Source organism: Streptomyces sp. NPDC016309, assembly GCF_043077235.1.
Classification (GTDB): Bacteria; Actinomycetota; Actinomycetes; order Streptomycetales; family Streptomycetaceae; genus Streptomyces.
This window is the reverse complement of sequence record NZ_JBIBSG010000001.1, coordinates 807,096-832,786: the sequence shown is the minus strand read 5'-3', so window position 1 is coordinate 832,786 and position 25,691 is coordinate 807,096. Positions and strand designations below refer to the sequence as shown.

Here is a 25,691-nt window from a genome sequence, read left to right as displayed (position 1 = left end):
TAACGATCACCGGCGATGGGCAAGCTCTCCGGATTCGTTTTTTCCACAGGGCTGACGTAGACTGATGCGTCGGCTCTCGTGTACCCGTGTGTCCTCACACGGCGACGAGAGTCGATCAAGGTAGCCGATTCGAAGGGCGAAGCGTGGCCAAGAAGCAAGGTGCCATCGAAATTGAGGGCACCGTGATCGAGTCCCTGCCGAACGCCATGTTCAAGGTGGAGCTCCAGAACGGTCACAAGGTCCTCGCGCACATCTCCGGCAAGATGCGGATGCACTACATCCGTATCCTCCCGGACGACCGGGTCGTCGTGGAGCTGTCTCCGTACGACCTGACGCGTGGGCGGATCGTCTACCGATACAAGTAGATCTTGTCGCGTCCCCTCCGCGGGGGCGGTGGCACTGACCCGGAGAACCTCACATCCCATGAAGGTCAAGCCGAGCGTCAAGAAGATCTGCGACAAGTGCAAGGTGATCCGCCGTCACGGCCGGGTCATGGTCATCTGCGACAACCTGCGCCACAAGCAGCGCCAGGGCTGACGCACGCCGACCTGCACCTCCGCAGTTCTTCGCGCGACGCAAGCAAATTCGTACATACGCAGTGCCCGTCCACGCCCCGAAAGGGCTGACGACACCTCCGGCGGGGGCCGGGGACCTGGACGTACCACTCCTTTTGATCAAAAGGGGTCGGCGGCCACGGAGCGGCACTGCGGAAGACCCCCGAACACACAGGAGCCATTGAATGGCACGCGTTTCCGGTGTTGACATCCCGCGCGACAAGCGTGTGGAGGTCGCACTCACCTACGTCTTCGGTATCGGCCGCACCCTGGCGAAGGAGACCCTCGCCTCCACCGGTGTGAACCCGAACACCCGCGTTCGTGACCTGTCCGAAGAGGACCTGGTCAAGATCCGCGAGTACGTGGACGCCAACCTCAAGACCGAGGGTGACCTCCGTCGCGAGATCCAGGCCGACATCCGCCGCAAGGTCGAGATCGGCTGCTACCAGGGTCTGCGCCACCGTCGCGGTCTGCCGGTCCACGGCCAGCGCACCAGCACGAACGCTCGTACCCGCAAGGGCCCGCGTCGCGCCATCGCCGGCAAGAAGAAGCCGGGCAAGAAGTAGTCCGCAGCGGACGACTGTCCACGGTCTTCGCTGTAGGACCGACCACCTCCCGTAGGAGTAAGACATGCCCCCCAAGGGTCGTCAGGGCGCTGCCAAGAAGGTGCGCCGCAAGGAAAAGAAGAACGTCGCTCACGGCCACGCGCACATCAAGAGCACGTTCAACAACACCATCGTTTCGATCACCGACCCCTCGGGCAACGTGATCTCCTGGGCCTCCGCCGGCCACGTCGGCTTCAAGGGCTCGCGCAAGTCCACCCCCTTCGCCGCGCAGATGGCCGCCGAGTCGGCCGCCCGCCGCGCGCAGGAGCACGGCATGCGCAAGGTCGACGTCTTCGTCAAGGGTCCCGGCTCCGGCCGTGAGACCGCGATCCGCTCCCTCCAGGCCACCGGCCTCGAGGTCGGCTCGATCCAGGACGTCACCCCCACGCCGCACAACGGCTGCCGTCCGCCGAAGCGCCGCCGCGTCTGACGCAGCGCCGCAGCGGCCGCCACGCGGCCGCTTGGCTTGGGAATCCGGGCGGTACGGCTCTTCGGGGGCGTGCCGCCCGTACCCTTGCAGTACCAGAGGACGTCAAATAGCGGGCGTCCACGACTGAAGGAAACACACCATGCTTATCGCTCAGCGTCCCTCGCTGACCGAAGAGGTCGTCGACGAGTACCGCTCGCGGTTCGTCATCGAGCCGCTGGAGCCGGGCTTCGGCTACACGCTCGGCAACTCGCTCCGCCGTACGCTCCTCTCCTCGATCCCGGGTGCGGCCGTCACGTCCATCCGCATCGACGGTGTCCTGCACGAGTTCACCACCGTGCCGGGCGTCAAGGAGGACGTCACCGACCTCATCCTCAACATCAAGCAGCTGGTCGTGTCCAGCGAGCACGACGAGCCGGTCGTGATGTACCTGCGCAAGCAGGGCCCGGGCCTCGTGACCGCGGCCGACATCGCCCCGCCGGCCGGTGTCGAGGTGCACAACCCCGACCTGGTGCTCGCCACGCTGAACGGCAAGGGCAAGCTGGAGATGGAGCTGACCGTCGAGCGCGGTCGCGGCTACGTCTCCGCCGTCCAGAACAAGCAGGTGGGCCAGGAGATCGGCCGCATCCCGGTCGACTCGATCTACTCGCCGGTCCTCAAGGTCACCTACAAGGTCGAGGCCACGCGTGTCGAGCAGCGCACCGACTTCGACAAGCTGATCGTGGACGTCGAGACCAAGCAGGCCATGCGTCCGCGTGACGCCATGGCGTCGGCCGGCAAGACCCTGGTCGAGCTGTTCGGTCTGGCCCGCGAGCTCAACATCGACGCCGAGGGCATCGACATGGGCCCGTCCCCGACGGACGCCGCCCTGGCCGCCGACCTGGCGCTGCCGATCGAGGAGCTCGAGCTCACCGTTCGTTCGTACAACTGCCTCAAGCGCGAGGGCATCCACTCCGTGGGTGAGCTCGTGGCGCGCTCCGAGGCCGACCTGCTCGACATCCGCAACTTCGGTGCGAAGTCGATCGACGAGGTCAAGGCGAAGCTGGCCGGCATGGGCCTGGCCCTCAAGGACAGCCCGCCCGGATTCGACCCGACCGCCGCCGCCGACGCCTTCGGCGCCGACGACGACGCGGACGCGGGCTTCGTCGAGACCGAGCAGTACTGATCGCTGCCCGCGGGCGACCGCCCGCGGGGCCCTGACCCCGGTACCTGATACGGCCGGGGCAGATCACAAGGAGAAACACCATGCCGCGTCCCACCAAGGGCGCCCGCCTCGGCGGCTCCGCCGCGCACGAGAAGCTGCTCCTCGCCAACCTGGCGAAGTCGCTCTTCGAGCACGGCCGCATCACCACGACCGAGGCCAAGGCCCGCCGCCTGCGTCCGGTCGCCGAGCGCCTGATCACCAAGGCGAAGAAGGGCGACATCCACAACCGTCGCCTGGTGCTGCAGACGATCACCGACAAGGGCATCGTCCACACCCTCTTCACCGAGATCGCGCCCCGCTACGCCGAGCGCCCGGGTGGCTACACCCGCATCACCAAGATCGGCAACCGTCGTGGCGACAACGCCCCGATGGCCGTGATCGAGCTGGTCGAGGGCGAGATCGCCAAGAAGGCGACCGTCGCCGAGGCCGAGGCCGCCACCAAGCGCGCCGTCAAGGAGTCCGACGAGGCCGCCAAGGCCGAGGACACCAAGGCCGACGAGGCTCCGGCCGAGGAGTCCAAGGACGCCTGAACCGCGTTCTGACGGCTTTTCCCAAGGCTGACGGACGGGCCCGTCCCCCTCGCGGGGGGCGGGCCCGTTCGGCTTGAGAGGATGGATCGCGTGAGCGATGAGGTGAAGCCCGGGTTCGTACGGGTGCGGCTGGACCTGTCGTACGACGGCAAGGACTTCCACGGCTGGGCCAAGCAGGCCGGCGGGCAGCGGACCGTGCAGGGCGAGATCGAGGACGCGCTGCGCACGGTGACGCGGTCGTCCGAGACGTACGAGCTGACCGTCGCCGGGCGGACGGACGCCGGGGTGCACGCGCGCGGGCAGGTGGCCCACGTCGACCTGCCGGAGGGCGTGTGGGCCGAGCACCGGGACAAGCTGCTGCGGCGGCTGGCCGGGCGCCTGGGGCACGACGTGCGGGTGTGGCGGGTCGAGGAGGCGGCGGCCGGGTTCAACGCGCGGTTCTCGGCGATCTGGCGGCGGTACGCGTACCGGGTGACCGACACCCCCGGGGGCGTCGACCCGCTGCTGCGCGGGCACATCCTGTGGCACGACTGGCCGCTGGACGTCGACGCCATGAACGCGGCCGCCGAGCGGCTGGTGGGCGAGCACGACTTCGCCGCCTACTGCAAGAAGCGCGACGGGGCGACCACGATCCGCACGCTCCAGGAGCTGCGCTGGGAGCGGCTGCCCTCCGGGGTCCTGGAGGCCACCGTCAAGGCGGACGCCTTCTGCCACAACATGGTCCGCTCGCTGGTGGGCGCCCTGCTGTTCGTCGGCGACGGGCACCGGCCGGTGGACTGGCCGGGCAAGGTGCTGGCCGCGGGGGTGCGCGACTCGGCCGTCCACGTCGTACGGCCGCACGGGCTCACCCTGGAGGAGGTCGGTTACCCGGCCGACGAGCTGCTGGCCGCCAGGAACCTGGAGGCCCGCAACAAGCGGTCACTGGTTCGTGGCGGGAGCGGTGGCTGCTGCTGAGGCCTGGGCGCGGCCGCGCGCGTAGACCTGGTTGAAGGTGAAGGTTCCGAGGTCGTCGCTGGTCTTGAAGACCGGTCCGTCGGCCTTGGTGACCTTCTTGCCGCTGGTGAAGCCCGCCTGGGTGAAGTAGGCGTAGCGGCCGAGCGCGTTGGCGCGGCGCAGGCACACCGTCTGCGCCCGGCAGAAGCCGTCGACACCCGCCCCGGCGAGCGGGGTGACACCGCCGACCGCCTGCTCCTTGGCCTTCAGCGCGGCCGCCTTGGTGTCGAAGAGGGCCACGCCGACCGTGACCGCGACGCCGTCCCGCTCGTAGGTGGCCCGGATGACGCGCTCGCAGCCGTTGCGCTCCAGGACCGCGCCGAGGCCGTCCTCCGCGGCCGCCCCGCAGCTCGTGGTGGAGGCGGTGGCGCCCTTCCGGTAGACGCGGTCGCCCACGGTGAGCTTCGTGCCGGGGAAGAGCGACTCCGCGCTCAGCGGGGCCTTGTCCTTCCCGGCGCTGGAGATGAAGTCCATCGGGTCCGGCGGCGGCGGGGGAGCGACCGAGGAGAACGACGGCTGCGGTTTGGCGGTGTCGGTGGGGAGCTCCGGGGCGGCGCTGGTGGTGTCCGCCAGGTTGGCGCCGTCGTCGTCCGCCGTGTTGCCGGACACGATCGCCACCGCGATCAGGGTGCCCACGAGGCCGGTGGCGAGCGCGGCACCGCCGATGAGCAGCAGGCGCCTACGGCGCGTGCGGGCGGCCGAGGCCTCGGCGAGGGCGCTCCAGTCCGGCGTCGCGGCCGTGAACGGCTGGTCCTGCCGGTACGGGTCCTGGTGCGGATCCTGCCGGAACGGGTCCTGCCGGTACGGGTCTTGCGGCTGCTGCGGCCACTGCGGTCCCCCAAAGCTCATGCCGCGCATCCTAAACCGGTTGGGGCGGGGGGCGGCCCCCGGAGACAATGCGGCCATGGGACATGTAGAGGCCGCGCATCTGGAGTACTACCTGCCGGACGGACGGGTGCTGCTCGGTGACGCGTCGTTCCGCGTGGGCGACGGCGCGGTGGTGGCGCTGGTCGGCGCGAACGGGGCCGGCAAGACCACGCTGCTGCGGCTGGTCTCGGGGGAGCTCCAGCCGCACGGCGGGACGGTGACCGTGTCGGGCGGGCTGGGCGTGATGCCGCAGTTCGTCGGCTCGGTGCGGGACGAGCGGACCGTACGGGACCTGCTGGTGTCGGTCTCACCGGAGCGGATCCGCCAGGCGGCGGCCGCGGTGGACGCGGCCGAGCACCTGATCCTGACGGTCGACGACGAGGCCGCGCAGATGGCGTACGCGCAGGCGCTGAGCGACTGGGCCGAGGCGCGCGGGTACGAGGCCGAGACCGTCTGGGACATGTGCACCGTGGCGGCGCTGGGGGTGCCGTACGAGAAGGCGCAGTTCCGGGAGGTCCGGACCCTGTCGGGCGGCGAGCAGAAGCGGCTGGTGCTGGAGGCGCTGCTGCGCGGGCCCGAGGAGGTCCTGCTGCTGGACGAGCCGGACAACTATCTGGACGTCCCGGGGAAGCGCTGGCTGGAGGAGCGGCTGGCCGAGACCCGCAAGACGGTGCTGTTCGTCTCGCACGACCGGGAGCTGCTGGCGAAGGCCGCCGAGAAGATCGTGGCCGTCGAGCCGGGGCCGACCGGGTCGGACGTCTGGGTGCACGGCGGCGGCTTCGGGACGTTCCACGAGGCGCGGCGGGAGCGGTTCGCCCGGTTCGAGGAGCTGAAGCGCCGGTGGGAGGAGAAGCACGCCCAGCTCAAGCGGCTGGTCGTCACCCTCCGCCAGGCGGCGTCGGTCAGCCATGAGATGGCGTCGCGGTACGCGGCGGCCCAGACGCGGCTGCGGAAGTTCGAGGAGGCCGGGCCGCCCCCGGAGCCCCCGCGCGAGCAGGACATCCGGATGCGGCTGCGGGGCGGGCGCACCGGGGTGCGGGCGGTGACCTGCGCCGGGCTGGAACTGGTGGGGCTGATGAAGCCCTTCGACCTGGAGGTCTTCTACGGGGAGCGGGTCGCGGTGCTCGGGTCGAACGGCTCGGGCAAGTCGCACTTCCTGCGGCTGCTGGCGGGGGACCCGACGGTGGAGCACCGGGGCTCCTTCAAGCTCGGCGCCCGGGTGGTGCCGGGCCACTTCGCCCAGACCCACGCCCATCCGGAGCTCGCCGGCCGGACGCTGGTCGACATCCTGTGGACCGAGCACGCCAAGGACCGGGGCGGGGCGATGTCCGTACTGCGGCGCTATGAGCTGGAACGGCAGGGCGACCAGATCTTCGAGCGGCTGTCGGGCGGCCAGCAGGCGCGGTTCCAGATCCTGCTGCTGGAGCTGGCGGGCACCACGGCGCTGCTGCTGGACGAGCCGACGGACAACCTGGACCTGGAGTCGGCGGAGGCGCTCCAGCTCGGGCTGGAGGCGTACGAGGGGACGGTGCTGGCGGTGACGCACGACCGCTGGTTCGCCCGCTCCTTCGACCGCTACCTGGTCTTCGGCTCGGACGGTGTGGTGCGCGAGACGCCGGAGCCGGTGTGGGACGAGCGGCGGGTCGAGCGTCCCCGATAGCCGCGTGCGGCGGGCCGGTCGCGGGTATCGTCCCGGCCGGGGGTGGGGCCATGCAGGCGGGGCACAGATTCGGTCCGTTCACCGTGCTCACCGAGCTCGCCAGCGGCGGGATGGGGCGGATCCATCTCGCCCGGTCGCCGGGCGGGCGGCTGGTGGCGGTCAAGACGCTGCTCAACGTCGGGGAGGACGACCGGCGGCGGTTCGCCCGGGAGGTGGGCCTCGCCCAGCGGGTGAGGGGCGTCTACACCGCGAGCGTGGTGGACGCGGACGCCGCCGCCGAGGTGCCGTGGATGGCCACCGAGTACGTTCCCGCGCCCTCGCTCAAGGACCTCGTGGAGACGTGCGGGCCGCTCGCCCCGCGCGCCCTGTACTGGGTCGCGGCGGGCATGGCGGAGGCGCTGGTCTCGCTGCACACGGCGGGCCTGGTGCACCGGGACGTCAAACCGTCCAACGTCCTGCTGCCGCTCGACGGCCCCCGGGTGATCGATTTCGGCATCTCGCAGGCCCATGACGTGACCCGGACCGAGGTGGCCCTGGGCACCGTCGCCTACGCGGCGCCCGAGCAGGCGCGCGGTGAGTCGACGACCACGGCTTCGGACGTGTTCTCGCTGGGCGCGACCCTGTTCCACCTGGCCGTCGGGCGGGCGCCCTACCGCGACGGTGGCGCGGGCCCGGCGCTGGAGCAGCTCGTGCGGGCCGCCACCGGCGACCTGGACGTGACGGGTCTGCCGGGCGAGCTGGAGCCCCTGGTGCTGCCGTGCCTGGCCCTGGACCCGGCCGACCGGCCCGCCCCGGCCGACGTCCTGGCGTACTGCTCGGCCCGGCTGGAGGGCGGGGCGGACGCGCGCCGCGAGTGGCTGAGCCCCGCATGGACGGCCGAGATCGAGCGCCACCGGCGGGAGCGGCTGCGGGTGGCCGAGGAGGCCCGGCGCCGGGTCGACCCGGACGCACCGACCGGACCTGTGGCAGCGCCGGTGCGGACGGCGCACCTGGCGGGTGCGGGTGCCGGCGACACCCGGTCCGGCCCGTGGGCGGCGCGCGCCCGGCTGCCGTGGGCGGTCGCGGCCGCGGTGGTGGCCGTGACGGGGGCGCTGCTCGCGGTCGTACGGCCCTGGGAGGCGGACGCCCGGACGATCGGCGCGCCGGACCAGCCGCTGCGGATCCTGGAGGTGGAGAGCGAGCGGCGGGGGGTGTGCTTCCCGGACAGGACGGGCGCACAGCTCCCGGTGGGCGAGTCGCCGCCTCCCGAGGGGCGCTCCTTCAGCTCGGACAACCGCGACAAGTGCGTGGTGGCGAAGAGCACGGGCGGGATGAGCGTCGAGCGCTTCGAGGACGTGCGGACCGTGGAGTCGGAGACGGGTGGCTGGAAGATCGCCGTCACCTTCCGGGAGGCCGACCGGCTCGCCTTCGCCGAGCTGACGGAGCAGGTGGCGGGGCGGGCCGCGCCGGAGAACAAGGTGGCCATCGTGCTGGGCGAGGACAGGCTGGTCAGCGACCTGGTCGTGCAGGAGCCGCTCAGCGGGAAGAACGCCGAGATCACCGGAGGGTTCAACCGGAACCAGGCCGAGGCGCTCGCCCGTGCCCTGGGCGCGCCGTGACCGGTTCCGGCCGGTCCGCGCCGTGCGGGACGGACCGGTTTTGACCCGTCGGGGGCGGCGCGGGTACTGTTGCGGTTTGTTATGCGTATTGGCTTCGTCGTTCTTACGCGAAGAGCCCTTACGCAAGTTCCCTGGAGCAGTTACCAGTGGCTCGCATACGGGCGGTGTTCCCGGCAGTGTGGGCCCCAGCTGCATGATCGCTTCAGGTGTGTCTGGACTCCATCCACTGAAGAAGCGAAGGCTACGAAGTGCGTACGTACAGCCCCAAGCCCGGCGATGTCACTCGCCAGTGGCACATCATCGACGCGCAGGACGTTGTCCTGGGCCGTCTGGCGACCACGGCTGCGAACCTCCTCCGAGGCAAGCACAAGCCCGTGTACGCCCCCCACATGGACATGGGCGACTTCGTCATCATCATCAACGCTGACAAGGTCCACCTGTCCGGCAACAAGAAGACCCAGAAGCTGGCCTACCGCCACTCCGGCTTCCCGGGCGGTCTGCGCTCGATCCGTTACGACGAGCTGCTGGACAAGAACCCGGAGAAGGCCGTCGAGAAGGCCATCAAGGGCATGATCCCCAAGAACTCCCTCGGCCGTCAGATGCTCTCGAAGCTGAAGGTCTACGCGGGCGAGAACCACCCGCACGCTGCCCAGCAGCCGGTCCCGTTCGAGATCACCCAGGTCGCGCAGTAGTTCCGGCCACACCCCCTAAGAACGAAAGAAATCTGAGGAGCATCGTGGCCGAGACCACTGTTGAGAACCCCATCGAGGGCGAGGAGACCTACGCCGAGGTCACCACCTTCGAGTCCGAGGTCCCCGTCGAGGGCGAGTACACCTCGGAGTCCCTCGCGTCCCGCTTCGGCGAGCCGCAGCCGGCCGCCGGCCTGGGCCGCCGCAAGAACGCCATCGCCCGCGTCCGGATCGTCCCGGGCACCGGCAAGTGGAAGATCAACGGGCGTACGCTCGAGGACTACTTCCCGAACAAGGTCCACCAGCAGGAAGTCAACGAGCCCTTCAAGGTGCTCGAGCTGGACAACCGCTACGACGTCATCGCCCGCATCTCGGGTGGCGGCGTCTCCGGCCAGGCCGGCGCCCTGCGCCTCGGCGTGGCCCGCGCCCTGAACGAGGCGGACGTGGACAACAACCGCGCCCCGCTGAAGAAGGCCGGCTTCCTGAGCCGCGACGACCGTGCCGTCGAGCGCAAGAAGGCCGGTCTCAAGAAGGCCCGTAAGGCCCCGCAGTACAGCAAGCGCTAATCACGCCTGCTCGGTCTGCTCGACGTACGCCCCGGCGGCACCTCCGTGCTGCCGGGGCGTACGTCTATACGCTTCACCTTGCTTTTTCGGAGTAACTCGGAGGACAGCTGTGGGACGACTCTTCGGCACGGACGGTGTGCGCGGTGTCGCCAACGCGGATCTGACGGCGGAGCTGGCGCTCGGTCTGTCGGTCGCGGCGGCGCACGTGCTGGCCGAGGCGGGGACCTTTGAAGGACATCGGCCGACCGCCGTGGTCGGGCGTGACCCCCGTGCGTCGGGAGAGTTCCTGGAGGCCGCCGTCGTGGCGGGCCTCGCGAGCGCCGGTGTGGACGTCATGCGGGTCGGTGTGCTGCCGACGCCTGCCGTGGCGTTCCTGACGGGCGCGCTCGGTGCCGACCTGGGCGTGATGCTCTCCGCCAGCCACAACGCCATGCCGGACAACGGCATCAAGTTCTTCGCGCGCGGCGGCCACAAGCTGGCCGACGAGCTGGAGGACCGCATCGAGGCCGTGTACGACCAGCACCGCACCGGTGAGCCGTGGGACCGGCCGACCGGCGCGGGCGTCGGCCGGATCGCCGACTACCACGAGGGCTTCGACCAGTACGTCGCCCACCTGCTGGGCGTCCTGCCCAACCGGCTCGACGGCCTCAAGATCGTCCTGGACGAGGCGCACGGCGCCGCGTCCGGTGTCTCGCCCGCCGCGTTCCAGCAGGCCGGGGCCGAGGTCATCACGATCGGCGCCACGCCCGACGGGCTGAACATCAACGACGGCTGCGGCTCCACGCACCTGGAGATGCTGAAGGCCGCCGTCGTCGAGCACGGCGCCGACCTGGGCATCGCCCACGACGGCGACGCCGACCGCTGCCTGGCCGTGGACCACACCGGCGCCGAGGTCGACGGCGACCAGATCCTGGCCGTGCTCGCCCTCGCCATGCGCGAGGCGGGGACGCTGCGCGGGAACGCCGTCGTCGCGACCGTCATGTCCAACCTGGGCTTCAAGCTCGCCATGGAGCGCGAGGGCCTCCAGCTCGTCCAGACGGCGGTCGGCGACCGCTACGTGCTGGAGTCGATGAAGGAGCACGGCTACGCCCTCGGCGGCGAGCAGTCCGGGCACGTCATCGTGCTGGACCACGCCACCACCGGCGACGGCACCCTCACCGGCCTGATGCTCGCCGCGCGCGTCGCGGCGACCGGGCGGTCGCTGGCCGACCTGGCCGGGGTCATGGAGCGGCTGCCGCAGGTCCTCATCAACGTCAAGGACGTCGACAAGACGCGCGTGAAGACCTCCCCGGAGCTGAGCAACGCCGTCGCCGACGCCGAGCGCCGGCTGGGCAGCACCGGGCGCGTCCTGCTGCGCCCCTCGGGCACCGAGCCGCTGGTCCGCGTCATGGTCGAGGCCGCGGACATCGAGCAGGCCCGCTCGGTCGCCGGTGAGCTCGCCGACGTGGTGAAGTCCGCGCTGGGCTGATCAGCCGGTACGCCATGGAAGGGGCGCCCCGCCGTGACGGCGGGGCGCCCCTTCCGCGTACGCCGGGTGCCCGGCGTCAGGCGGCCTTCCGGGTGCGCCGGCGCTGCCGCGACCAGAAGAACTTCTGCGCCAGCAGGGTCAGGGTGCCGGCGAGCACGATCGCCAGCAGGTTCAGCGCGAGCTGTTCCAGGGAGCCCCTGGTCTGCCCGAGGTCGCCGTACCCCAGGGCCACCGCCGCGTTGGCCGCCGCCGGGACGGTGGTGACCGAGATGGCCACCCCGACCAGCGCCCCCGACTTCGCCGACGTCAGCGACAGGGTGCCCGCGGCGCCCGCGAGGAGGCCGACGACGAACGAGAACCAGTCGGGCGCGTAGATGAATCCGGTGTTGGGGCGCTCGGCCTCCAGGCGCGCCTCGCTGAACAGGCCCGTCGCGTCCATGCCCACGCTGAACAGCACCGTCAGCGCGATGGCCGCCAGGAAGCCCACGGTGAGGGCCACCAGCGACCGCACCGCCAGGCGCGGGCGGCGCTGCACCAGCGCGGTGCAGATGCCGGCCAGCGGGCCGAACTCGGGCCCCACCGCCATCGCGCCCACGATCAGGATGGCGTTGTCCAGGACCACGCCGCAGGCCGCGATCATCGTGGCGAGCGTCAGGAACGCCACGTAGGTGACGCTGAGGGTCGACTCCTCGTGCGTGGCGTCCTGGAGGTGCTCCCACAGCACCGCGTCCGCGCCCTCGCCCGGGGCGTCCTCCTCGGCCCGCTCCGCGCGCTCCGACAGGGACAGGCCGATGTCGTCGACGGCGATGGAACCGGTCCGGTCGATGCCCAGCGCGCGCAGGCCGGCGATCAGGTCGTCGCCCGCCTCGCGCGCCACGTCGCACAGGACGAGGTCACCGGCCGGGTCGCGGGCCGCGCCGGGGATGACGGCGAGGTGGGTCGTGCCGACCGTCTTCTGGATGGTGCCGACCACGTCCTCGGTGCGGTCGGCCGGGACGATCAGGCGCAGGTGCAGCACTGCCGCGGTCCCTTCAGGGCTTCGGAGGGGTCAGAGCTTGCGCAGCGAGAGCCGCTGGACCTTGTGGTCCGGCCCCTTGCGTACGACGAGGGTGGCACGTCCGCGGGTCGGTGCCACGTTCTCCAGCAGGTTCACCTTGTTGATGGTCCGCCACATGGTGCGGGCGTACTCCAGCGCCTCCTCCTCGCTGACCTGGGTGTACTTCTGGAAGTACGAGGAGGGGTTCTGGAACGCGGTCGCGCGCAGCTTGCGGAAACGATTCAGGTACCAGGCCTCGATGTCCTCGGGGCGGGCGTCGACGTACACCGAGAAGTCGAAGTAGTCCGCGAGCCCGACGCGGGTGCGGCCGTCCTTGCCGGGCAGGGCGGGCTGGAGGACGTTGAGCCCTTCGACGATCAGGATGTCCGGGCGCCGGACCGTGAGGCGCTGGCCGGGGACGATGTCGTAGATCAGGTGGGAGTAGACGGGGGCGGTGACCTCGTCCTTGCCCGCCTTGATGTCGGCGACGAACCGGGTCAGGGCGCGCCGGTCGTACGACTCGGGGAAGCCCTTCCGGGACATCAGGCCGCGCTCTTTGAGCTCCTTCATGGGGAGCAGGAACCCGTCGGTGGTGACCAGCTCGACGCGCGGGTGCTCGGGCCAGCGGGCCAGCAGCGCCTGGAGGAGCCGGGCGACGGTGGACTTGCCGACGGCCACGGAGCCGGCGACCCCTATGACGAAGGGCGTGCCCCGCTGGGCGCTCTTCTCGCCGAGGAACGTGTTGAGCGCGCCCCGCAGGTTGGCGGTGGCGCCCACGTACAGGTTGAGCAGGCGGGAGAGCGGGAGGTAGATGTCGCGGACCTCGTCGAGGTCGATGACGTCGCCGAGACCGCGCAGCCGCTCGACCTCGTCGGCGGTGAGGGGGAGCGGTGTCTTGTCGCGCAGCGCGCTCCACTCCGCACGGGTGAGGTCGACGTACGGAGTGGCCTCCGCACGGCGGTGGGCGGCGGTGCTTCGTGGCGGCGAAGTGATCACACAGGCCATTGTCGTGCTTGACGGGGGGTTGTGGGTGGTGTGCTCGGTCACCCCGGGCCGCCAGGAATGTCAGTGGCGTGCGTCACAGTTGTGGGGAAGGTGGGCGTCGGTGCTCCGGCGTTCGCGTGGTACGACCCGAGCCGAGGGGACCGGTCCCATGACGTACGCGATCCAGGCGGAAGGCCTGGCCAAACGGTTCAAGGACACCCGGGCGCTGGCCGGTGTGGACCTCGCCGCCCGCACCGGCACGGTGCTGGGGCTGCTGGGGCCCAACGGGGCGGGGAAGACCACGGCCGTCCGGATCTTCGCCACCCTGCTGGCGCCGGACGGGGGCCGGGCCCTGGTCGCCGGGCACGACGTGGTGCGGGAGGCCGGGGTGGTGCGCTCGCTCGTGGGCCTCACCGGGCAGTACGCGGCGGTCGACGACAACCTGACGGGCACGGAGAACCTGCTGCTGATCGGGCGCCTGCTGGGGATACCCCGCCGGGAGGCCAGGGCCCGGGCGGCGGAGCTGCTGGACCGGTTCCAGCTCGGTGACGCGGCGGGCCGCGCGGTGAAGACGTACTCGGGCGGCATGCGGCGCCGGCTGGACCTGGCGGCGAGCCTGGTGGGACGGCCGCGGATCCTGTTCCTCGACGAGCCGACCACCGGCCTGGACCCGCGCAGCCGGGGCGAGCTGTGGGACATGCTGCGCGGCCTGGTCGCCGAGGGCGTCACCGCCCTGCTGACCACGCAGTACCTGAACGAGGCGGACGTGCTCGCCGACGACATCGTGGTGATCGACAAGGGCCGCGTGATCGCCGAAGGCACCCCCGACGAGCTGAAGTCCCAGGTGGGCGGCCAGGTGCTCCAGGTGCGGCCGGTGCGGGCGGACGACCTGGCGGGGGCCCACGCGCTGGTCGCCGAGGCGGCCGGCCGGCAGACGCAGATCGAGGGTGACGTGGTCACCGCCCCGGTGAACGACCCGGAGCTGATGCCCGCCGTCGTCCGGCGGCTGGACGGGGCCGGTATCGCGGTGGGCGAGCTGACCTTGCGGCGCTCGTCGCTGGACGAGGTCTTCCTGGCGCTCACCGGGCACCGGGCCGAACCCGGCGACGGCGACGGCGACGGGCGCGGGGACGGGGGCGCGCGGCCCGACGACAGCGACATCGAGAAGGTGGTGAGTTCGGCATGACCGCCACGACGATCGACGGCGCGCCCCTGACCGGGAGCGGCCGTGTGCGGCCCGCCGCGGGCCTGCGGCAGACCGCCACCATGGCGTGGCGCAGCCTGGTGGCCGTCAAGCACAATCCGCTGGAGCTGGTCGACTACAGCATCACGCCGATCATGTTCGTGCTGCTGTTCACCTACGTCATGGGCGGGCAGATGGCCGGGTCGCCCGACGCGTACCTGAAGTACGCGCTGCCGGGGATCATCGTCCAGAACACCCTGTTCATGACCATCTACACGGCGATGGCCCTCAACACCGACCTCACCAAGGGTGTCTTCGACCGGCTCCGCAGCCTGCCGATCGCCCGCTCGGCGCCCCTCTTCGGCCGGATCGCCGCCGACCTGGTCAAGCACCTGTGGGCGATCGTCCTGATGATCGCGCTCGGGCTGGCGCTGGGGTTCCGGATCACCGGCGGCTTCGGCGGGTTCCTCCTCGGGGTGCTGCTGGTCCTGGTGTTCGCGGCGGCCGTGTCGTGGTGCGCGGTGCTCATCGGGATGCTGGCCGGCGACGCGGAGAAGGTGCAGGCGTTCGGCTTCACCCTGATCTTCCCGATCACGTTCACCAGCAGTGCCTTCGTCGTGGTCGACACGATGCCCGGCTGGCTCCAGGCCTGGGTGAACGTGAACCCGGTGACCCACCTGTCGGACGCCTTCCGCGGCCTGCTGCTGGGCGGCGAGGTCGGCCGGCCGGTGCTGTGGTCGCTCGTCTGGGCGGCGGGGATAGCCATGGTGTTCTACCCGCTGGCCGTACGGGCCTACCGGGCGAAGGCCTGACCCGGCGGGCGGCGCCCGGAGCCGGACGGACCGGGCAGTCCTCGCGGCCTGAGAGGGCGGGCGGCCCTAGGCTGATCGTCATGTGCGGAATCGTGGGTTACGTCGGCGGGCAGTCGGCGCTTGATGTGGTGATCGCGGGCCTCAAGCGGCTCGAGTACCGGGGCTACGACTCGGCCGGTGTCGCGGTGCTCGCCGACGGGTCGATGGCCGCGTCCAAGAAGGCGGGCAAGCTCGTCAATCTGGAGAAGGAGCTGCACGCGCGGCCGCTGCCGACCGGCGCCGCCGGCATCGGGCACACCCGGTGGGCGACGCACGGCGCGCCCACCGACGCGAACGCGCACCCGCACCTCGACAACGCGGGGCGGGTCGCCGTCGTCCACAACGGCATCATCGAGAACTTCGCGCCGCTGCGCGCCGAACTGGCCGGCCGGGGCCACACGCTGGAGTCCGAGACGGACACGGAGGTGGTCTCGCATCTGCTGGCCGAGGAGTTCTCCTCGTGCGGCGACCTCGCGGAGGCCATGCGCCTGGTGTGCCGGCGGCTGGAGGGGGCCTTCACCCTGGTCGCGGTGCACGCCGACCAGCCGGACGTGGTCGTCGGCGCGCGGCGCAACTCGCCGCTGGTGGTCGGGGTCGGTGAGGGCGAGGCGTTCCTCGCCTCCGACGTGGCCGCGTTCATCGCCCACACCCGGTCGGCCATCGAGCTCGGCCAGGACCAGGTGGTGGAGCTGCGCAGGGACGGGGTGACGGTCACCGACTTCGACGGGGCGCCCGCCGACGTGCGCACGTACCACGTGGACTGGGACGCCTCGGCGGCCGAGAAGGGCGGCTACGACTACTTCATGCTCAAGGAGATCGCCGAGCAGCCGAAGGCGGTGGCCGACACCCTACTGGGCCGTGTCGACGCCGGCGGGTCGCTGACGCTGGACGAGCTGCGGATCCCCGACGCGGTGCTGCGCGAGGCGCACAAGGTGGTCGTGGTGGCGTGCGGTACGGCCTTCCACGCCGGGCTCATCGCCAAGTACGCCATCGAGCACTGGACCCGCGTCCCCTGCGAGGTGGAACTGGCCAGCGAGTTCCGCTACCGGGACCCGATCCTGGACGAGCGGACGCTGGTCATCGCGATCTCCCAGTCCGGGGAGACCATGGACACCCTGATGGCGCTGCGGCACGCCCGGGCGCAGGGGGCGCGGGTGCTGGCGATCTGCAACACCAACGGGTCCACGATCCCCCGCGAGTCGGACGGGGTGCTGTACACGCACGCGGGCCCCGAGGTGGCGGTCGCGTCCACCAAGGCGTTCCTGACGCAGCTCGTCGCCGTCTACCTGCTCGCCCTGTACCTGGGCCAGTTGCGGGGGACGAAGTGGGGCGACGAGATCCGGGCGGTGGTCAAGGACCTGGCCCGGATCGCGGACGACGTCGACCGGGTGCTGGAGACCATGGAGCCGGTGCGGGAGCTGGCACGGTCCCTGGCCGGCAAGGACACCGTGCTGTTCCTCGGCCGGCACGTGGGCTACCCGGTGGCCCTGGAGGGCGCGCTGAAGCTCAAGGAGCTCGCCTACATGCACGCGGAGGGCTTCGCGGCCGGTGAGCTGAAGCACGGTCCGATCGCGCTGATCGAGGAGGACCTGCCGGTCGTCGTCGTGGTCCCCTCGCCGCGCGGGCGGTCCGTGCTGCACGACAAGATCGTGTCCAACATCCAGGAGATCCGGGCGCGCGGCGCCCGCACCATCGTGATCGCGGAGGAGGGCGACGAGGCGGTGACGCCCTACGCCGACCACCTGATCCGCATCCCCGCCACCCCCACCCTGCTCCAGCCCATGGTGTCGACCGTGCCGCTCCAGGTCTTCGCCTGCGAACTGGCGACGGCCCGGGGCAACGAGGTCGACCAGCCGCGCAACCTGGCGAAGTCGGTCACCGTCGAATGATCATCGGGGTGGGGATCGACGTGGCGGAGATCGACCGGTTCGCGGCGGCGATGGAGCGCACGCCGCACATGGCCGAGCGGCTGTTCGTCGAGAGCGAGCTGCTGCTGCCGAGCGGGGAGCGGCGCGGGATCGCCTCGCTCGCGGCGCGGTTCGCGGCGAAGGAGGCCATCGCCAAGGCGCTCGGCGCGCCGGCCGGACTCCAGTGGACGGACGCCGAGGTGTACGTCGAGGACAGCGGCCAGCCCCGGCTGCGGGTGCGCGGCACGGTCGAGGCCAGGGCCGCGGAACTGGGCGTACGGCACTGGCACGTGTCGCTCAGCCATGACGCGGGGGTGGCGTCGGCGGTGGTGATCGCGGAGGGTTGACCCCATGCGTACCGCTTACCGCGTGGAGACCGTACGGGCCGCCGAGGCCGAGTCGATGGCGAGGCTGCCGGAGGGCGCGCTGATGCGGCGGGCCGCGGCGGGGCTGGCCGCCGCGTGCGCCGGGCTGCTGGGCCGGGTGTCCGGGGCCCGGGTGGTGCTGCTCGTCGGCAGCGGCGACAACGGGGGCGACGCGCTGTACGCGGGCGCCCGGCTGGCGCGCCGGGGCGCGGGCGTGTCGGCCGTCCTGCTGGGGTCGCGCGCCCACGGCGCCGGGCTGGCCGCCCTGACGGCCGCCGGGGGCCGGGTGGTGGAGGACGCCCCGGAGGCGCTGGCGCGCGCCGACCTCGTGGTGGACGGCATCACCGGGATCGGCGGGCGCGGCGGGCTGCGGCCCGGGGCGGTGGACGTGGTCCGGGCGGCGCGCGAGTCGGGCGCCGTGCTGGTCGCCGTGGACCTGCCGAGCGGGGTGGACGCCGACACCGGGGAGGTGGCCGGGGAGGCGGTACGGGCGGACGCCACGGTGACGTTCGGGGCGTACAAGCCGGGACTGCTGATCGACCCGGCGCGGGAGCACGCGGGGGCGCTGCGGCTGGTCGACATCGGGCTCGCCCTGCCCCCCGTGCCGGACGCCGAGGCCCTCCAGCACGAGGACGTGGCGCGGCTGCTGCCCGTCCCGGCGGGGGAGAGCGACAAGTACCGGCGGGGCGTGGTCGGGGTGGTCGCCGGGTCGGCGCGCTACCCCGGCGCCGCCGTCCTGGCGGTGTCCGGCGCGCTGCGCGGCGGCGCCGGGGCGGTGCGGTACGTGGGACCGGCCGGCGACGCGGTGCTGGCCCGCCACCCCGAGACCCTGGTCCATGCCGGGCCGCCCGCCAAGGCGGGCCGCGTCCAGGCGTGGGTGATCGGCCCGGGCCTGGGCGACACGCCGGGCGTGGACGACGTCCTGGGCTCCGACGTGCCGGTCCTGGTGGACGCCGACGGGCTGCGCGACCTCGACCCGGCCGCCCTCCGCGCGCGTCCCGCCCCCACCGTCCTGACCCCGCACGCGGGTGAGGCCGCGGCCCTGCTCGGCACCGCCCGCCAGGACGTGGAGTCCCGGCGGCTGGAGGCGGTACGGGAGCTGGCGGAGCGGTACGGGGCGACCGTGCTGCTCAAGGGCTCGACCACCCTGGTCGCCCCGGCCGGCGGGGGGCCGGTGCGCGTCAACCCGACGGGTACGCCCTGGCTCGCCACCGCCGGCAGCGGGGACGTCCTCTCCGGCCTGGCCGGCTCACTGCTGGCGGCCGGCCTCGACCCCCTGGACGCCGCCTCGGCCGCCGCCTACCTGCACGGCCTGGCCGCACGCCACGCCTCCCGGGGCGCCCCGGTCGCGGCCTGCGACGTGGCCGAGGCCCTCCCCGCCGCCTGGCGCGACGTCCAGCCCTGACCGTCCCGCCCGCCCACCCGGAGCCGCCGCCCCGAGCCGCCCGGCCCGGGCGTGTCGGGAGGGGTGGGCGGGGACACGGGGGAGGCGGGGCGCGCACCTGAGAGACTGGGCGCGATGAGTGAGACAGCACAGACCCTTCGCGCCCGCGCCGAGATCGACCTCGGGGCGCTGCGCGCCAATGTGCGTGCCCTGCGCGGGCGCGTGGGGCCGGACGTTCAGGTCATGGGCGTCGTGAAGGCCGACGCGTACGGGCACGGTGCCGTGCCCTGCGCGCGGGCGGCGCTGGAGGCGGGGGCCACCTGGCTCGGGACCGCCACGCCGCACGAGGCGCTCGCGCTGCGGGCCGCCGGGATCGACGCGCCCGTCCTGTGCTGGCTGTGGACGCCCGGCGACCCCTGGGACGACGGCATCCGCGCCGGCCTGGACATGACCGTGAGCGGCCTGTGGGCCCTGCGGGAGGTCACCGAGGCGGCGCGCAGGACCGCACAGCCGGCGCGCGTGCAGCTCAAGGCGGACACCGGCCTCGGGCGCAACGGCTGCCAGCCCGCCGACTGGCAGCGGCTCGTCGGCGAGGCGCTCGCCGCGCGGGCCGCCGGCCTCGTGGAGGTCACCGGCGTCTGGTCGCACTTCGCGTGCGCCGACGAGCCCGGCCACCCGTCGATCGGCGCCCAGCTTGAGACGTTCCAGGAGATGCTCGGGTACGCCGAGAAGGCGGGCGTGGAGCCCGAGGTGCGGCACATGGCCAACTCACCGGCCACGCTCACCCTTCCGGAGACCCATTTCGACCTCGTACGGCCCGGCATCGCGATGTACGGCGTGTCGCCGAGCCCGGAGGTCGGCACGCCCGCCGACTTCGGGCTGCGGCCCGTCATGCGGCTGGTCGGCAGCGTCGCGCTCGTCAAGGACGTGCCCGCCGGCCACGGCGTCAGCTACGGGCACCACTACGTCACCGAGCGCGCCACCTCCCTCGGCCTGGTGCCCCTGGGGTACGCCGACGGCGTGCCGCGCCACGCGTCGGGCCGCGGTCCGGTGCTGGTCGGCGGCAAGGTGAGGACCGTGGCCGGACGGGTCGCCATGGACCAGTTCGTCGTCGACCTCGAAGGGGACGATGTCGAACCGGGTGCACAAGCGGTGCTGTTCGGGGCAGGTGATCACGGTGAGCCGACCGCCGAGGACTGGGCGCGCGCCGCGGACACGATCGCGTACGAGATCGTGACGCGCATCGGTTCGCGGGTATCGCGCGTCTACCTGAACGAGTAGCCGGAGCCTGGAGGAGCAGCCGTGGTGAGTGAGACCGGTCCGGTGGACGCCGCGGTGGAAGCGGCGTCGGCCGCCTCCGCCGCGGCGGCCGGCAATTGGCGCCGCGCCGGTTTCGCCGGCGCCGCGATAGGGGTGGTCGCCGCCGGCGCCGCGGCCGGCGTCGCCCTCGAACGGCTCACCGTCGGCCGGGGCATGCGCCGCAAGGCGCGTCTCGCGCTGGACGCCGCCGGGCCGTACGGCGCGCTGCGCGGCACCTCCGCGCGGGCCCGGGCCGACGACGGCACCGAGCTGTACTACGAGGTCGACGAGGTGGAGGCGGACGGCAGCGCCCCGCGCCGCCGCCGGCTCTTCGGGCGCCGGACGCCCGTGCCCGTCACCGTGGTCTTCAGCCACGGCTACTGCCTCAACCAGGACTCCTGGCACTTCCAGCGCGCCGCCCTGCGGGGCCTGGTGCGCACCGTCCACTGGGACCAGCGCAGCCACGGCCGCTCCGGGCGGGGCGCCGCCCAGCAGGGCCCGGACCGGGTGCCGGTCTCCATCGACCAGCTCGGCCGCGATCTGAAGGCGGTCGTCGACGCCGCCGCCCCCGAGGGGCCCCTGGTGCTGGTGGGGCACTCGATGGGCGGGATGACGGTGATGGCGCTGGCCGAGCAGTACCCGGAGCTGATCCGCGAGCGGGTCGTCGGCGTCGCCTTCGTCGGCACCTCGTGCGGCAACCTCGGCGAGGTCAACTACGGGCTGCCGGTCGCGGGCGTGAACGCGGTGCGCAAGGTGCTGCCGGGGATACTGCGGGCGCTCGGCTCGCAGGCGGAGCTGGTGGAGCGCGGCCGGCGGGCCACCGCCGACCTGTTCGCGGGGCTCATCAAGCGCTACTCGTTCTCGTCCAGGGACGTGGATCCGGCGGTCGCCCGGTTCGCGGAACGGATGATCGAGGGCACGCCCATCGACGTGGTCGCCGAGTTCTACCCGGCCTTCACCGAGCACGACAAGGCCGAGGCGCTGGGCGTCTTCGCCGAGGTGCCGGTCCTGGCCCTCGCCGGTGACCAGGACCTGGTCACGCCCAGCTCCCACACCGAGGCGATCGCCGGCCTGCTCCCGGACGCCGAGCTGGTGATCGTGCCCGACGGCGGGCACCTGGTGATGCTGGAGCACCCGGAGACGGTCACCGACCGGCTCGCGGACCTGCTGGTACGGGTGGGGGCGGTACCGGCACCGACTAACGTTGGCTCGTATGGAAGCACCGCACAGCCCGGCCCCTGAGGGGGCCACGGCCATCGCCCGACTCACCCTCCACGCCCCCGAGCAGACGCAGGAGCTGGGCCGCACGCTCGCCAAGCTGCTGCGCCCCGGCGACCTCGTGATGCTCACCGGCGAGCTCGGCGCCGGCAAGACGACCCTGACGCGCGGGCTCGGCGAGGGCCTCGGGGTGCGCGGCGCGGTGACGTCCCCGACGTTCGTCATCGCCCGCGTCCACCCGTCGCTGGTGGGCGGTCCCGCCCTCGTGCACGTCGACGCCTACCGCCTGGGCGGCGGGCTCGACGAGATGGAGGACCTCGACCTGGACGTCTCGCTGCCGGACTCGGTGGTGGTAGTGGAGTGGGGCGAGGGCAAGGTCGAGGACCTCACGGAGGACCGGCTGCACGTCGTCATCCACCGGGTCGTCGGTTCCACCGACGACGAGCGCCGGGTCGTGACGCTGACCGGGCACGGGGAGCGCTGGGCGGGCGTGGAGCTGGCGCTCGGATGACGGGGCGGCGGCCGGGCGCCGTACTTTCCGACAAGACGTCGGCATAATGTTGCGTCGTACCTCCGAGGCGTGGTCACATGGGTACCAGGACCTGGTTAGGTCTACCTAACCGCGCCTGGCCACGCAGCCGCCACGCAGCCCCGGGAGGCGATCATGCCGACGTCGAAGCAGGATGTGTCGATGCGCGACCTGCTGGCGTCGTGCGCGGCGGCGAACGCCGTCTCCACGCCGCCCCGGGCCGCGGACACCGACGAGGACCCCGCGGCGCCCGACGCCGCCCGGGACGTCCCCGCGCCCGCCGAGCGGACCCCGGAGCGCCGCCGGGCGGCCTGAGCCGCACCGCGCGTCCTTGAGCCGAGCCTGAGCCGAGCCGCGCCGCGCGAAGGCCCCGCGGAGCCGCGCGCCGGCCCCGAGTCACGCCGCGCGAAGTGCCCGGGGAGGGGCGCTCGGAGAAAGGTGCGCGCCGGTGGGAGCGCCGTGGGCGCCGTGCGCCGCGGCGTACGGGGACCGCGGGGTACCGCTCGACCGAGGCCCCGTCAGGGGACGACGACGACCTTCGAGTTGACCGTCGCGAACGTCCACATGGCGTCGCCGTCCGCCCGCTTCATCCGGATGCCGCCCGTCCGGCGCGTCGGATCGGGGCTGGCCATCGAGCCGTCGACCGCCGCGCTGAAGCCCACCGTCACGCCCTCGACGTTCGTGAACCGCACGACGTGCTCGATCCGCACCCCGTCGGAACCGGCCACGCTGCCCGAACGGGACGTCACCGCGTACGTGCCCGGAGCCGGGTTGACCGTGCTCGGCATCACCGCGAAGGTGCGCGTCACCGCGTTCTTCTCGCCCACCAGCCAGACCCGCCGCGCCCCCAGCGCGTACACCACCCGCACGCCCGACCCCGACTGCTTCGGCAGCGCGAGCACCGGGTCGGCCGGCCGCTCGGGGGCGCCGCCGGGCGCGGGGGCCGACACCGAGGCGGCGGGTGCGGGGGCCGCCAGGTCGGCGGGCACGGTGGCCGACGCCTGATAGGCGAGGAAGCCGACGGCGGCGAGAGCCGCCACGGTGAGCCCGGCCACGAATCCCGAGCTGCTCCTTGCCACGTTGCTGCCCACCTCTCCCACGTACGTATGCGGTGTGACCGTAGCAGGATCATGCCCGCGACCCGGGGCTCCGTGCCCGCCGCCACGGAGCCGTAGGCTGTTCGCGTGCTCTTGCTCGCCATGGATACCGCCACACCCGCCGTCACCGTCGCCCTCCACGACGGGGACGCGGTCGTCGCCGCCTCGACCCAGGTGGACGCGCGCCGCCACGGGGAACTGCTGCTGCCCGCCGTCCACCGGGTGCTCGGGGAGGCCGGGCTGAAGCTCGACGCCGTGACCGGCATCGTCGTCGGCGTCGGCCCCGGCCCCTACACGGGGCTGCGCGTCGGCCTCGTGACCGCCGCGACCTTCGCCTCGGCGCTCGGCGGCGTCCCGGTGCACGGGCTGTGCACGCTGGACGGACTCGCCTACGCCTCCGGGCTCCGGGAGCCGTTCGTCGTCGCGACCGACGCCCGCCGCAAGGAGGTCTACTGGGCGCGCTACGACGACTGCCGTACGCGCGTGACCGACCCCGCCGTCGACCGGCCCGCCGACATCGCCGAGCGGGTCGCCGGCCTCCCGGCGGTGGGCGCGGGCGCGCGGCTGTACGGGGAGGTGTTCCCGGACGCCCGCGACCCCGAGCACCAGTCGGCGGCCGCGCTGGCGGCGCTGGCGGCCGAGCGGCTGGCGGCCGACGAGGACTTCCTGGAGCCCCGGCCGCTGTACCTGCGGCGCCCCGACGCCCAGGTGCCGAAGAACTACAAGGTGGTCACCCCGAAGTGACCGGAGTGACCGGAGCCGGCGCGGTCCTGCGCGAGATGCGCTGGTGGGACATCGCGCCGGTGCTGGAGCTGGAGCGGGAGCTGTTCCCCGACGACGCCTGGTCGGAGGGCATGTTCTGGTCCGAGCTCGCCCATGCGCGGGGCCCGCACGCCACCCGCCGCTACGTCGTGGCGGAGGCGGACGGCCGGCTGGTGGGGTACGCGGGGCTCGCGGCGGCCGGCGGTCTCGGCGACGTCCAGACGATCGCCGTCGCCCGCGACCAGTGGGGCACCGGGCTCGGCGCCCGGCTGCTGACGGACCTCCTCCAGCACGCCACCGCCTTCGAGTGCGACGAGGTCCTGCTCGAAGTGCGCGTGGACAACACCCGCGCCCAGAAGCTCTACGAGCGCTTCGGCTTCGAACCGATCGGCTTCCGCCGCGGCTACTACCAGCCGGGCAACATCGACGCGCTCGTCATGCGGCTGCGCGTACAAGACGCACCGGACGCGGCGGACGCCCAGGGCGTGCCCGACGCATCCCACGCATCCGACGTACAAGGAACTGAGAGTCATGGCTGACGAACCCCTCGTCCTCGGCATCGAGACCTCCTGCGACGAGACCGGCGTCGGCATCGTCCGCGGCACGACCCTGCTCGCGGACGCCGTCGCGTCGAGCGTGGACACGCATGCCCGGTTCGGCGGCGTGGTCCCCGAGATCGCCTCCCGCGCGCACCTGGAGGCGATGGTCCCCACCATCGAGCGCGCGCTGGCGCAGGCCGGGGTCTCGGCCCGCGACCTGGACGGCATCGCCGTCACCGCCGGTCCCGGCCTCGCCGGCGCGCTCCTGGTCGGTGTCTCGGCGGCGAAGGCGTACGCGTTCGCCCTGGACAAGCCGCTGTACGGGGTGAACCACCTGGCCTCCCACATCTGCGTCGACCAGCTTGAGCACGGCCCGCTCCCGGAGCCGACGATGGCCCTGCTGGTGTCCGGCGGCCACTCCTCGCTGCTGCTGGCGCCGGACATCACCTCCGACGTCCGTCCCATGGGCGCGACGATCGACGACGCCGCGGGCGAGGCCTTCGACAAGATCGCCCGCGTGCTGGACCTGGGCTTCCCCGGCGGGCCGGTCATCGACCGGCTGGCCAAGGAGGGCGACCCGGCCGCGATCGCGTTCCCGCGCGGTCTGAGCGGGCCCAGGGACCCCGCGTACGACTTCTCCTTCTCGGGCCTGAAGACGGCCGTGGCCCGCTGGATCGAGGCCAAGCGGGCGGCGGGCGAGGAGGTGCCGGTGCGGGACGTGGCGGCGTCCTTCCAGGAGGCGGTCGTCGACGTGCTGACCCGCAAGGCCGTACGGGCCTGCAAGGACCAGGGCGTCGACCACCTGATGATCGGCGGCGGGGTGGCCGCCAACTCCCGGCTGCGGGCGCTGGCGGAGGAGCGGTGCGAGCGGGCCGGGATCCGGCTGCGCGTGCCGCGCCCCGGGCTGTGCACCGACAACGGCGCGATGGTCGCGGCCCTCGGCGCCGAGATGGTCGCCCGCAACCGGCCGGCCTCCGACCTGGAGCTGTCGGCGGACTCGTCCCTCCCGGTCACCGACCCGCACGTGCCGGGGAACCACGGCCACGACCACGACCACGTGCACGAGGTCAGCAAGGACAACCTCTACTCATGACCGTGGTCACCCTGATGTGGGAGGCCCGCGCGGCGGAGGGCCGGGGCGCCGAGCTCCTGGAGTGGGCGCGGGCGCGGCGGCTGCCGGCCGAGCCGGTCCGCCGCGAGACCTTCACCGCCCCCGGCGACCGGGTGCTCGTCCTCACCTGGTGGGACGCCCCCTACGACGCGGCCCTCCCCGAACTCCCGGAGCCCGACCCCGGTCTGGTCACCCGCCCGGTGCACCGCTGGCGGTTCGAGTCGCACGGGACCTGAGGCAACCCGCCCCCCGGATCCTCCGTCAA

At 72.8% G+C, this 25,691-nt stretch carries 29 protein-coding genes; 25 read left to right on the top strand and 4 right to left on the bottom strand.

Translation table 11 applies throughout. The annotated features are described in order from the left end of the window. The first annotated feature begins 143 nt into the window (after window positions 1–143). The 7 genes from infA (at window position 144) to truA (ending at window position 4,274) form a co-directional block, all read left to right on the top strand. Window positions 144–365 (top strand): translation initiation factor IF-1, encoded by a 222-nt coding sequence (gene infA / locus ACF068_RS03785; protein WP_003956442.1) that lies wholly within the window; start codon window positions 144–146, stop codon window positions 363–365. A gap of 58 nt (window positions 366–423) precedes the next feature. Then, window positions 424–537: a 50S ribosomal protein L36 gene (rpmJ, locus tag ACF068_RS03780; protein ID WP_003956441.1), complete on the top strand. Its 114-nt coding sequence runs from the start codon at window positions 424–426 to the stop codon at window positions 535–537. A gap of 202 nt (window positions 538–739) precedes the next feature. Next, the gene (gene rpsM / locus ACF068_RS03775) at window positions 740–1,120 is read left to right on the top strand and encodes a 30S ribosomal protein S13 (protein WP_064069941.1); all 381 of its coding nucleotides are present in this window, start codon (window positions 740–742) and stop codon (window positions 1,118–1,120) included. 64 nt (window positions 1,121–1,184) lie between these two features. Then, complete coding sequence (rpsK, locus tag ACF068_RS03770) at window positions 1,185–1,589, top strand: 30S ribosomal protein S11 (RefSeq protein WP_003956432.1); 405 nt, start codon at window positions 1,185–1,187, stop codon at window positions 1,587–1,589. A gap of 139 nt (window positions 1,590–1,728) precedes the next feature. Further along, entirely contained in the window at window positions 1,729–2,751 is a 1,023-nt protein-coding gene (locus ACF068_RS03765; protein WP_003956430.1) for a DNA-directed RNA polymerase subunit alpha, read from the top strand. A gap of 80 nt (window positions 2,752–2,831) precedes the next feature. Then, window positions 2,832–3,320, top strand: a complete 489-nt coding sequence (gene rplQ / locus ACF068_RS03760; protein WP_392272518.1) for a 50S ribosomal protein L17 — start codon at window positions 2,832–2,834, stop codon at window positions 3,318–3,320. Between the two features lie 90 nt (window positions 3,321–3,410). Further along, a complete protein-coding gene (truA, locus tag ACF068_RS03755; RefSeq protein WP_392272517.1) occupies window positions 3,411–4,274 on the top strand; it encodes a tRNA pseudouridine(38-40) synthase TruA in 864 nt (287 codons plus the stop codon). Here truA and ACF068_RS03750 read toward each other — a convergent pair. Beyond that, a complete protein-coding gene (locus ACF068_RS03750) occupies window positions 4,239–5,162 on the bottom strand; it encodes a hypothetical protein (RefSeq protein WP_392272516.1) in 924 nt (307 codons plus the stop codon). The two genes, truA and ACF068_RS03750, sit on opposite strands and share 36 nt — an antisense overlap. Window positions 5,163–5,217: 55 nt before the next feature. Here ACF068_RS03750 and ACF068_RS03745 point away from each other — a divergent pair, with 55 nt between their 5' ends. From ACF068_RS03745 to glmM, 5 genes are all read left to right on the top strand, one after another. Further along, window positions 5,218–6,840, top strand: a complete 1,623-nt coding sequence (locus ACF068_RS03745) for an ATP-binding cassette domain-containing protein (protein WP_392272515.1) — start codon at window positions 5,218–5,220, stop codon at window positions 6,838–6,840. A gap of 50 nt (window positions 6,841–6,890) precedes the next feature. Further along, entirely contained in the window at window positions 6,891–8,438 is a 1,548-nt protein-coding gene (locus ACF068_RS03740; protein ID WP_392272514.1) for a protein kinase, read from the top strand. Window positions 8,439–8,686: 248 nt separating this feature from the next. Beyond that, window positions 8,687–9,130 carry a 50S ribosomal protein L13 gene (gene rplM, locus ACF068_RS03735; protein WP_189550658.1) on the top strand — a complete coding sequence of 148 codons (444 nt, stop codon included), beginning with the start codon at window positions 8,687–8,689 and terminating at the stop codon, window positions 9,128–9,130. A gap of 44 nt (window positions 9,131–9,174) precedes the next feature. Beyond that, complete coding sequence (gene rpsI / locus ACF068_RS03730) at window positions 9,175–9,693, top strand: 30S ribosomal protein S9 (RefSeq protein ID WP_359653965.1); 519 nt, start codon at window positions 9,175–9,177, stop codon at window positions 9,691–9,693. A 109-nt stretch (window positions 9,694–9,802) separates the two neighbouring features. Further along, window positions 9,803–11,161, top strand: a complete 1,359-nt coding sequence (glmM, locus tag ACF068_RS03725; RefSeq protein WP_392272513.1) for a phosphoglucosamine mutase — start codon at window positions 9,803–9,805, stop codon at window positions 11,159–11,161. A 76-nt stretch (window positions 11,162–11,237) separates the two neighbouring features. On the opposite strand, the gene ACF068_RS03720 is transcribed toward glmM, so the two are convergent. Together ACF068_RS03720 and coaA are read right to left on the bottom strand one after the other, a co-directional pair. Continuing rightward, on the bottom strand, window positions 11,238–12,179 hold the full coding sequence (locus ACF068_RS03720; protein ID WP_392272512.1) for a DUF389 domain-containing protein: 942 nt from the start codon (window positions 12,177–12,179) through the stop codon (window positions 11,238–11,240). Window positions 12,180–12,209: 30 nt separating this feature from the next. Further along, window positions 12,210–13,193 carry a type I pantothenate kinase gene (gene coaA / locus ACF068_RS03715; protein ID WP_392272511.1) on the bottom strand — a complete coding sequence of 328 codons (984 nt, stop codon included), beginning with the start codon at window positions 13,191–13,193 and terminating at the stop codon, window positions 12,210–12,212. Window positions 13,194–13,350: 157 nt separating this feature from the next. Here coaA and ACF068_RS03710 point away from each other — a divergent pair, with 157 nt between their 5' ends. The 9 genes from ACF068_RS03710 to ACF068_RS03670 all read left to right on the top strand — a co-directional run bounded on the left by ACF068_RS03710 (window position 13,351) and on the right by ACF068_RS03670 (window position 22,232). Further along, the gene (locus ACF068_RS03710) at window positions 13,351–14,367 is read left to right on the top strand and encodes an ATP-binding cassette domain-containing protein (RefSeq protein WP_392272510.1); all 1,017 of its coding nucleotides are present in this window, start codon (window positions 13,351–13,353) and stop codon (window positions 14,365–14,367) included. After that, the gene (locus tag ACF068_RS03705) at window positions 14,364–15,176 is read left to right on the top strand and encodes an ABC transporter permease (protein ID WP_392272509.1); all 813 of its coding nucleotides are present in this window, start codon (window positions 14,364–14,366) and stop codon (window positions 15,174–15,176) included. Before ACF068_RS03710 ends, ACF068_RS03705 begins: the two co-directional genes overlap by 4 nt. A gap of 80 nt (window positions 15,177–15,256) precedes the next feature. Beyond that, window positions 15,257–17,104 (top strand): glutamine--fructose-6-phosphate transaminase (isomerizing), encoded by a 1,848-nt coding sequence (glmS, locus tag ACF068_RS03700; RefSeq protein ID WP_392272508.1) that lies wholly within the window; start codon window positions 15,257–15,259, stop codon window positions 17,102–17,104. Further along, window positions 17,101–17,469 (top strand): holo-ACP synthase, encoded by a 369-nt coding sequence (locus ACF068_RS03695; RefSeq protein ID WP_392272507.1) that lies wholly within the window; start codon window positions 17,101–17,103, stop codon window positions 17,467–17,469. Before glmS ends, ACF068_RS03695 begins: the two co-directional genes overlap by 4 nt. 4 nt (window positions 17,470–17,473) lie before the next feature. Then, window positions 17,474–18,892, top strand: a complete 1,419-nt coding sequence (locus tag ACF068_RS03690; protein WP_392272506.1) for an NAD(P)H-hydrate dehydratase — start codon at window positions 17,474–17,476, stop codon at window positions 18,890–18,892. Between the two features lie 114 nt (window positions 18,893–19,006). Continuing rightward, entirely contained in the window at window positions 19,007–20,152 is a 1,146-nt protein-coding gene (gene alr, locus ACF068_RS03685) for an alanine racemase (protein WP_392272505.1), read from the top strand. Window positions 20,153–20,176: 24 nt separating this feature from the next. Beyond that, entirely contained in the window at window positions 20,177–21,412 is a 1,236-nt protein-coding gene (locus ACF068_RS03680) for an alpha/beta fold hydrolase (RefSeq protein ID WP_392272504.1), read from the top strand. Then, entirely contained in the window at window positions 21,384–21,899 is a 516-nt protein-coding gene (gene tsaE / locus ACF068_RS03675) for a tRNA (adenosine(37)-N6)-threonylcarbamoyltransferase complex ATPase subunit type 1 TsaE (RefSeq protein ID WP_392272503.1), read from the top strand. Before ACF068_RS03680 ends, tsaE begins: the two co-directional genes overlap by 29 nt. A 153-nt stretch (window positions 21,900–22,052) precedes the next feature. After that, entirely contained in the window at window positions 22,053–22,232 is a 180-nt protein-coding gene (locus ACF068_RS03670) for a hypothetical protein (RefSeq protein WP_392272502.1), read from the top strand. Between the two features lie 203 nt (window positions 22,233–22,435). On the opposite strand, the gene ACF068_RS03665 is transcribed toward ACF068_RS03670, so the two are convergent. Then, the gene (locus ACF068_RS03665; protein ID WP_392272501.1) at window positions 22,436–22,996 is read right to left on the bottom strand and encodes a hypothetical protein; all 561 of its coding nucleotides are present in this window, start codon (window positions 22,994–22,996) and stop codon (window positions 22,436–22,438) included. A gap of 105 nt (window positions 22,997–23,101) precedes the next feature. Between ACF068_RS03665 and tsaB the strand changes: the two genes are divergently transcribed. From tsaB to ACF068_RS03645, 4 genes are read left to right on the top strand one after another with little or no spacing between them, the layout of a single operon-like run. Next, window positions 23,102–23,758, top strand: coding sequence for a tRNA (adenosine(37)-N6)-threonylcarbamoyltransferase complex dimerization subunit type 1 TsaB (tsaB, locus tag ACF068_RS03660; RefSeq protein ID WP_392272500.1), 657 nt, complete (start codon window positions 23,102–23,104; stop codon window positions 23,756–23,758). 35 nt (window positions 23,759–23,793) lie between these two features. Further along, the gene (gene rimI / locus ACF068_RS03655; RefSeq protein ID WP_392272691.1) at window positions 23,794–24,315 is read left to right on the top strand and encodes a ribosomal protein S18-alanine N-acetyltransferase; all 522 of its coding nucleotides are present in this window, start codon (window positions 23,794–23,796) and stop codon (window positions 24,313–24,315) included. Continuing rightward, complete coding sequence (gene tsaD, locus ACF068_RS03650; RefSeq protein WP_392272499.1) at window positions 24,308–25,408, top strand: tRNA (adenosine(37)-N6)-threonylcarbamoyltransferase complex transferase subunit TsaD; 1,101 nt, start codon at window positions 24,308–24,310, stop codon at window positions 25,406–25,408. The genes rimI and tsaD overlap by 8 nt, the downstream gene beginning before the upstream one ends. Further along, complete coding sequence (locus tag ACF068_RS03645) at window positions 25,405–25,662, top strand: hypothetical protein (RefSeq protein ID WP_392272498.1); 258 nt, start codon at window positions 25,405–25,407, stop codon at window positions 25,660–25,662. Before tsaD ends, ACF068_RS03645 begins: the two co-directional genes overlap by 4 nt. Window positions 25,663–25,691 lie beyond the last annotated feature (29 nt).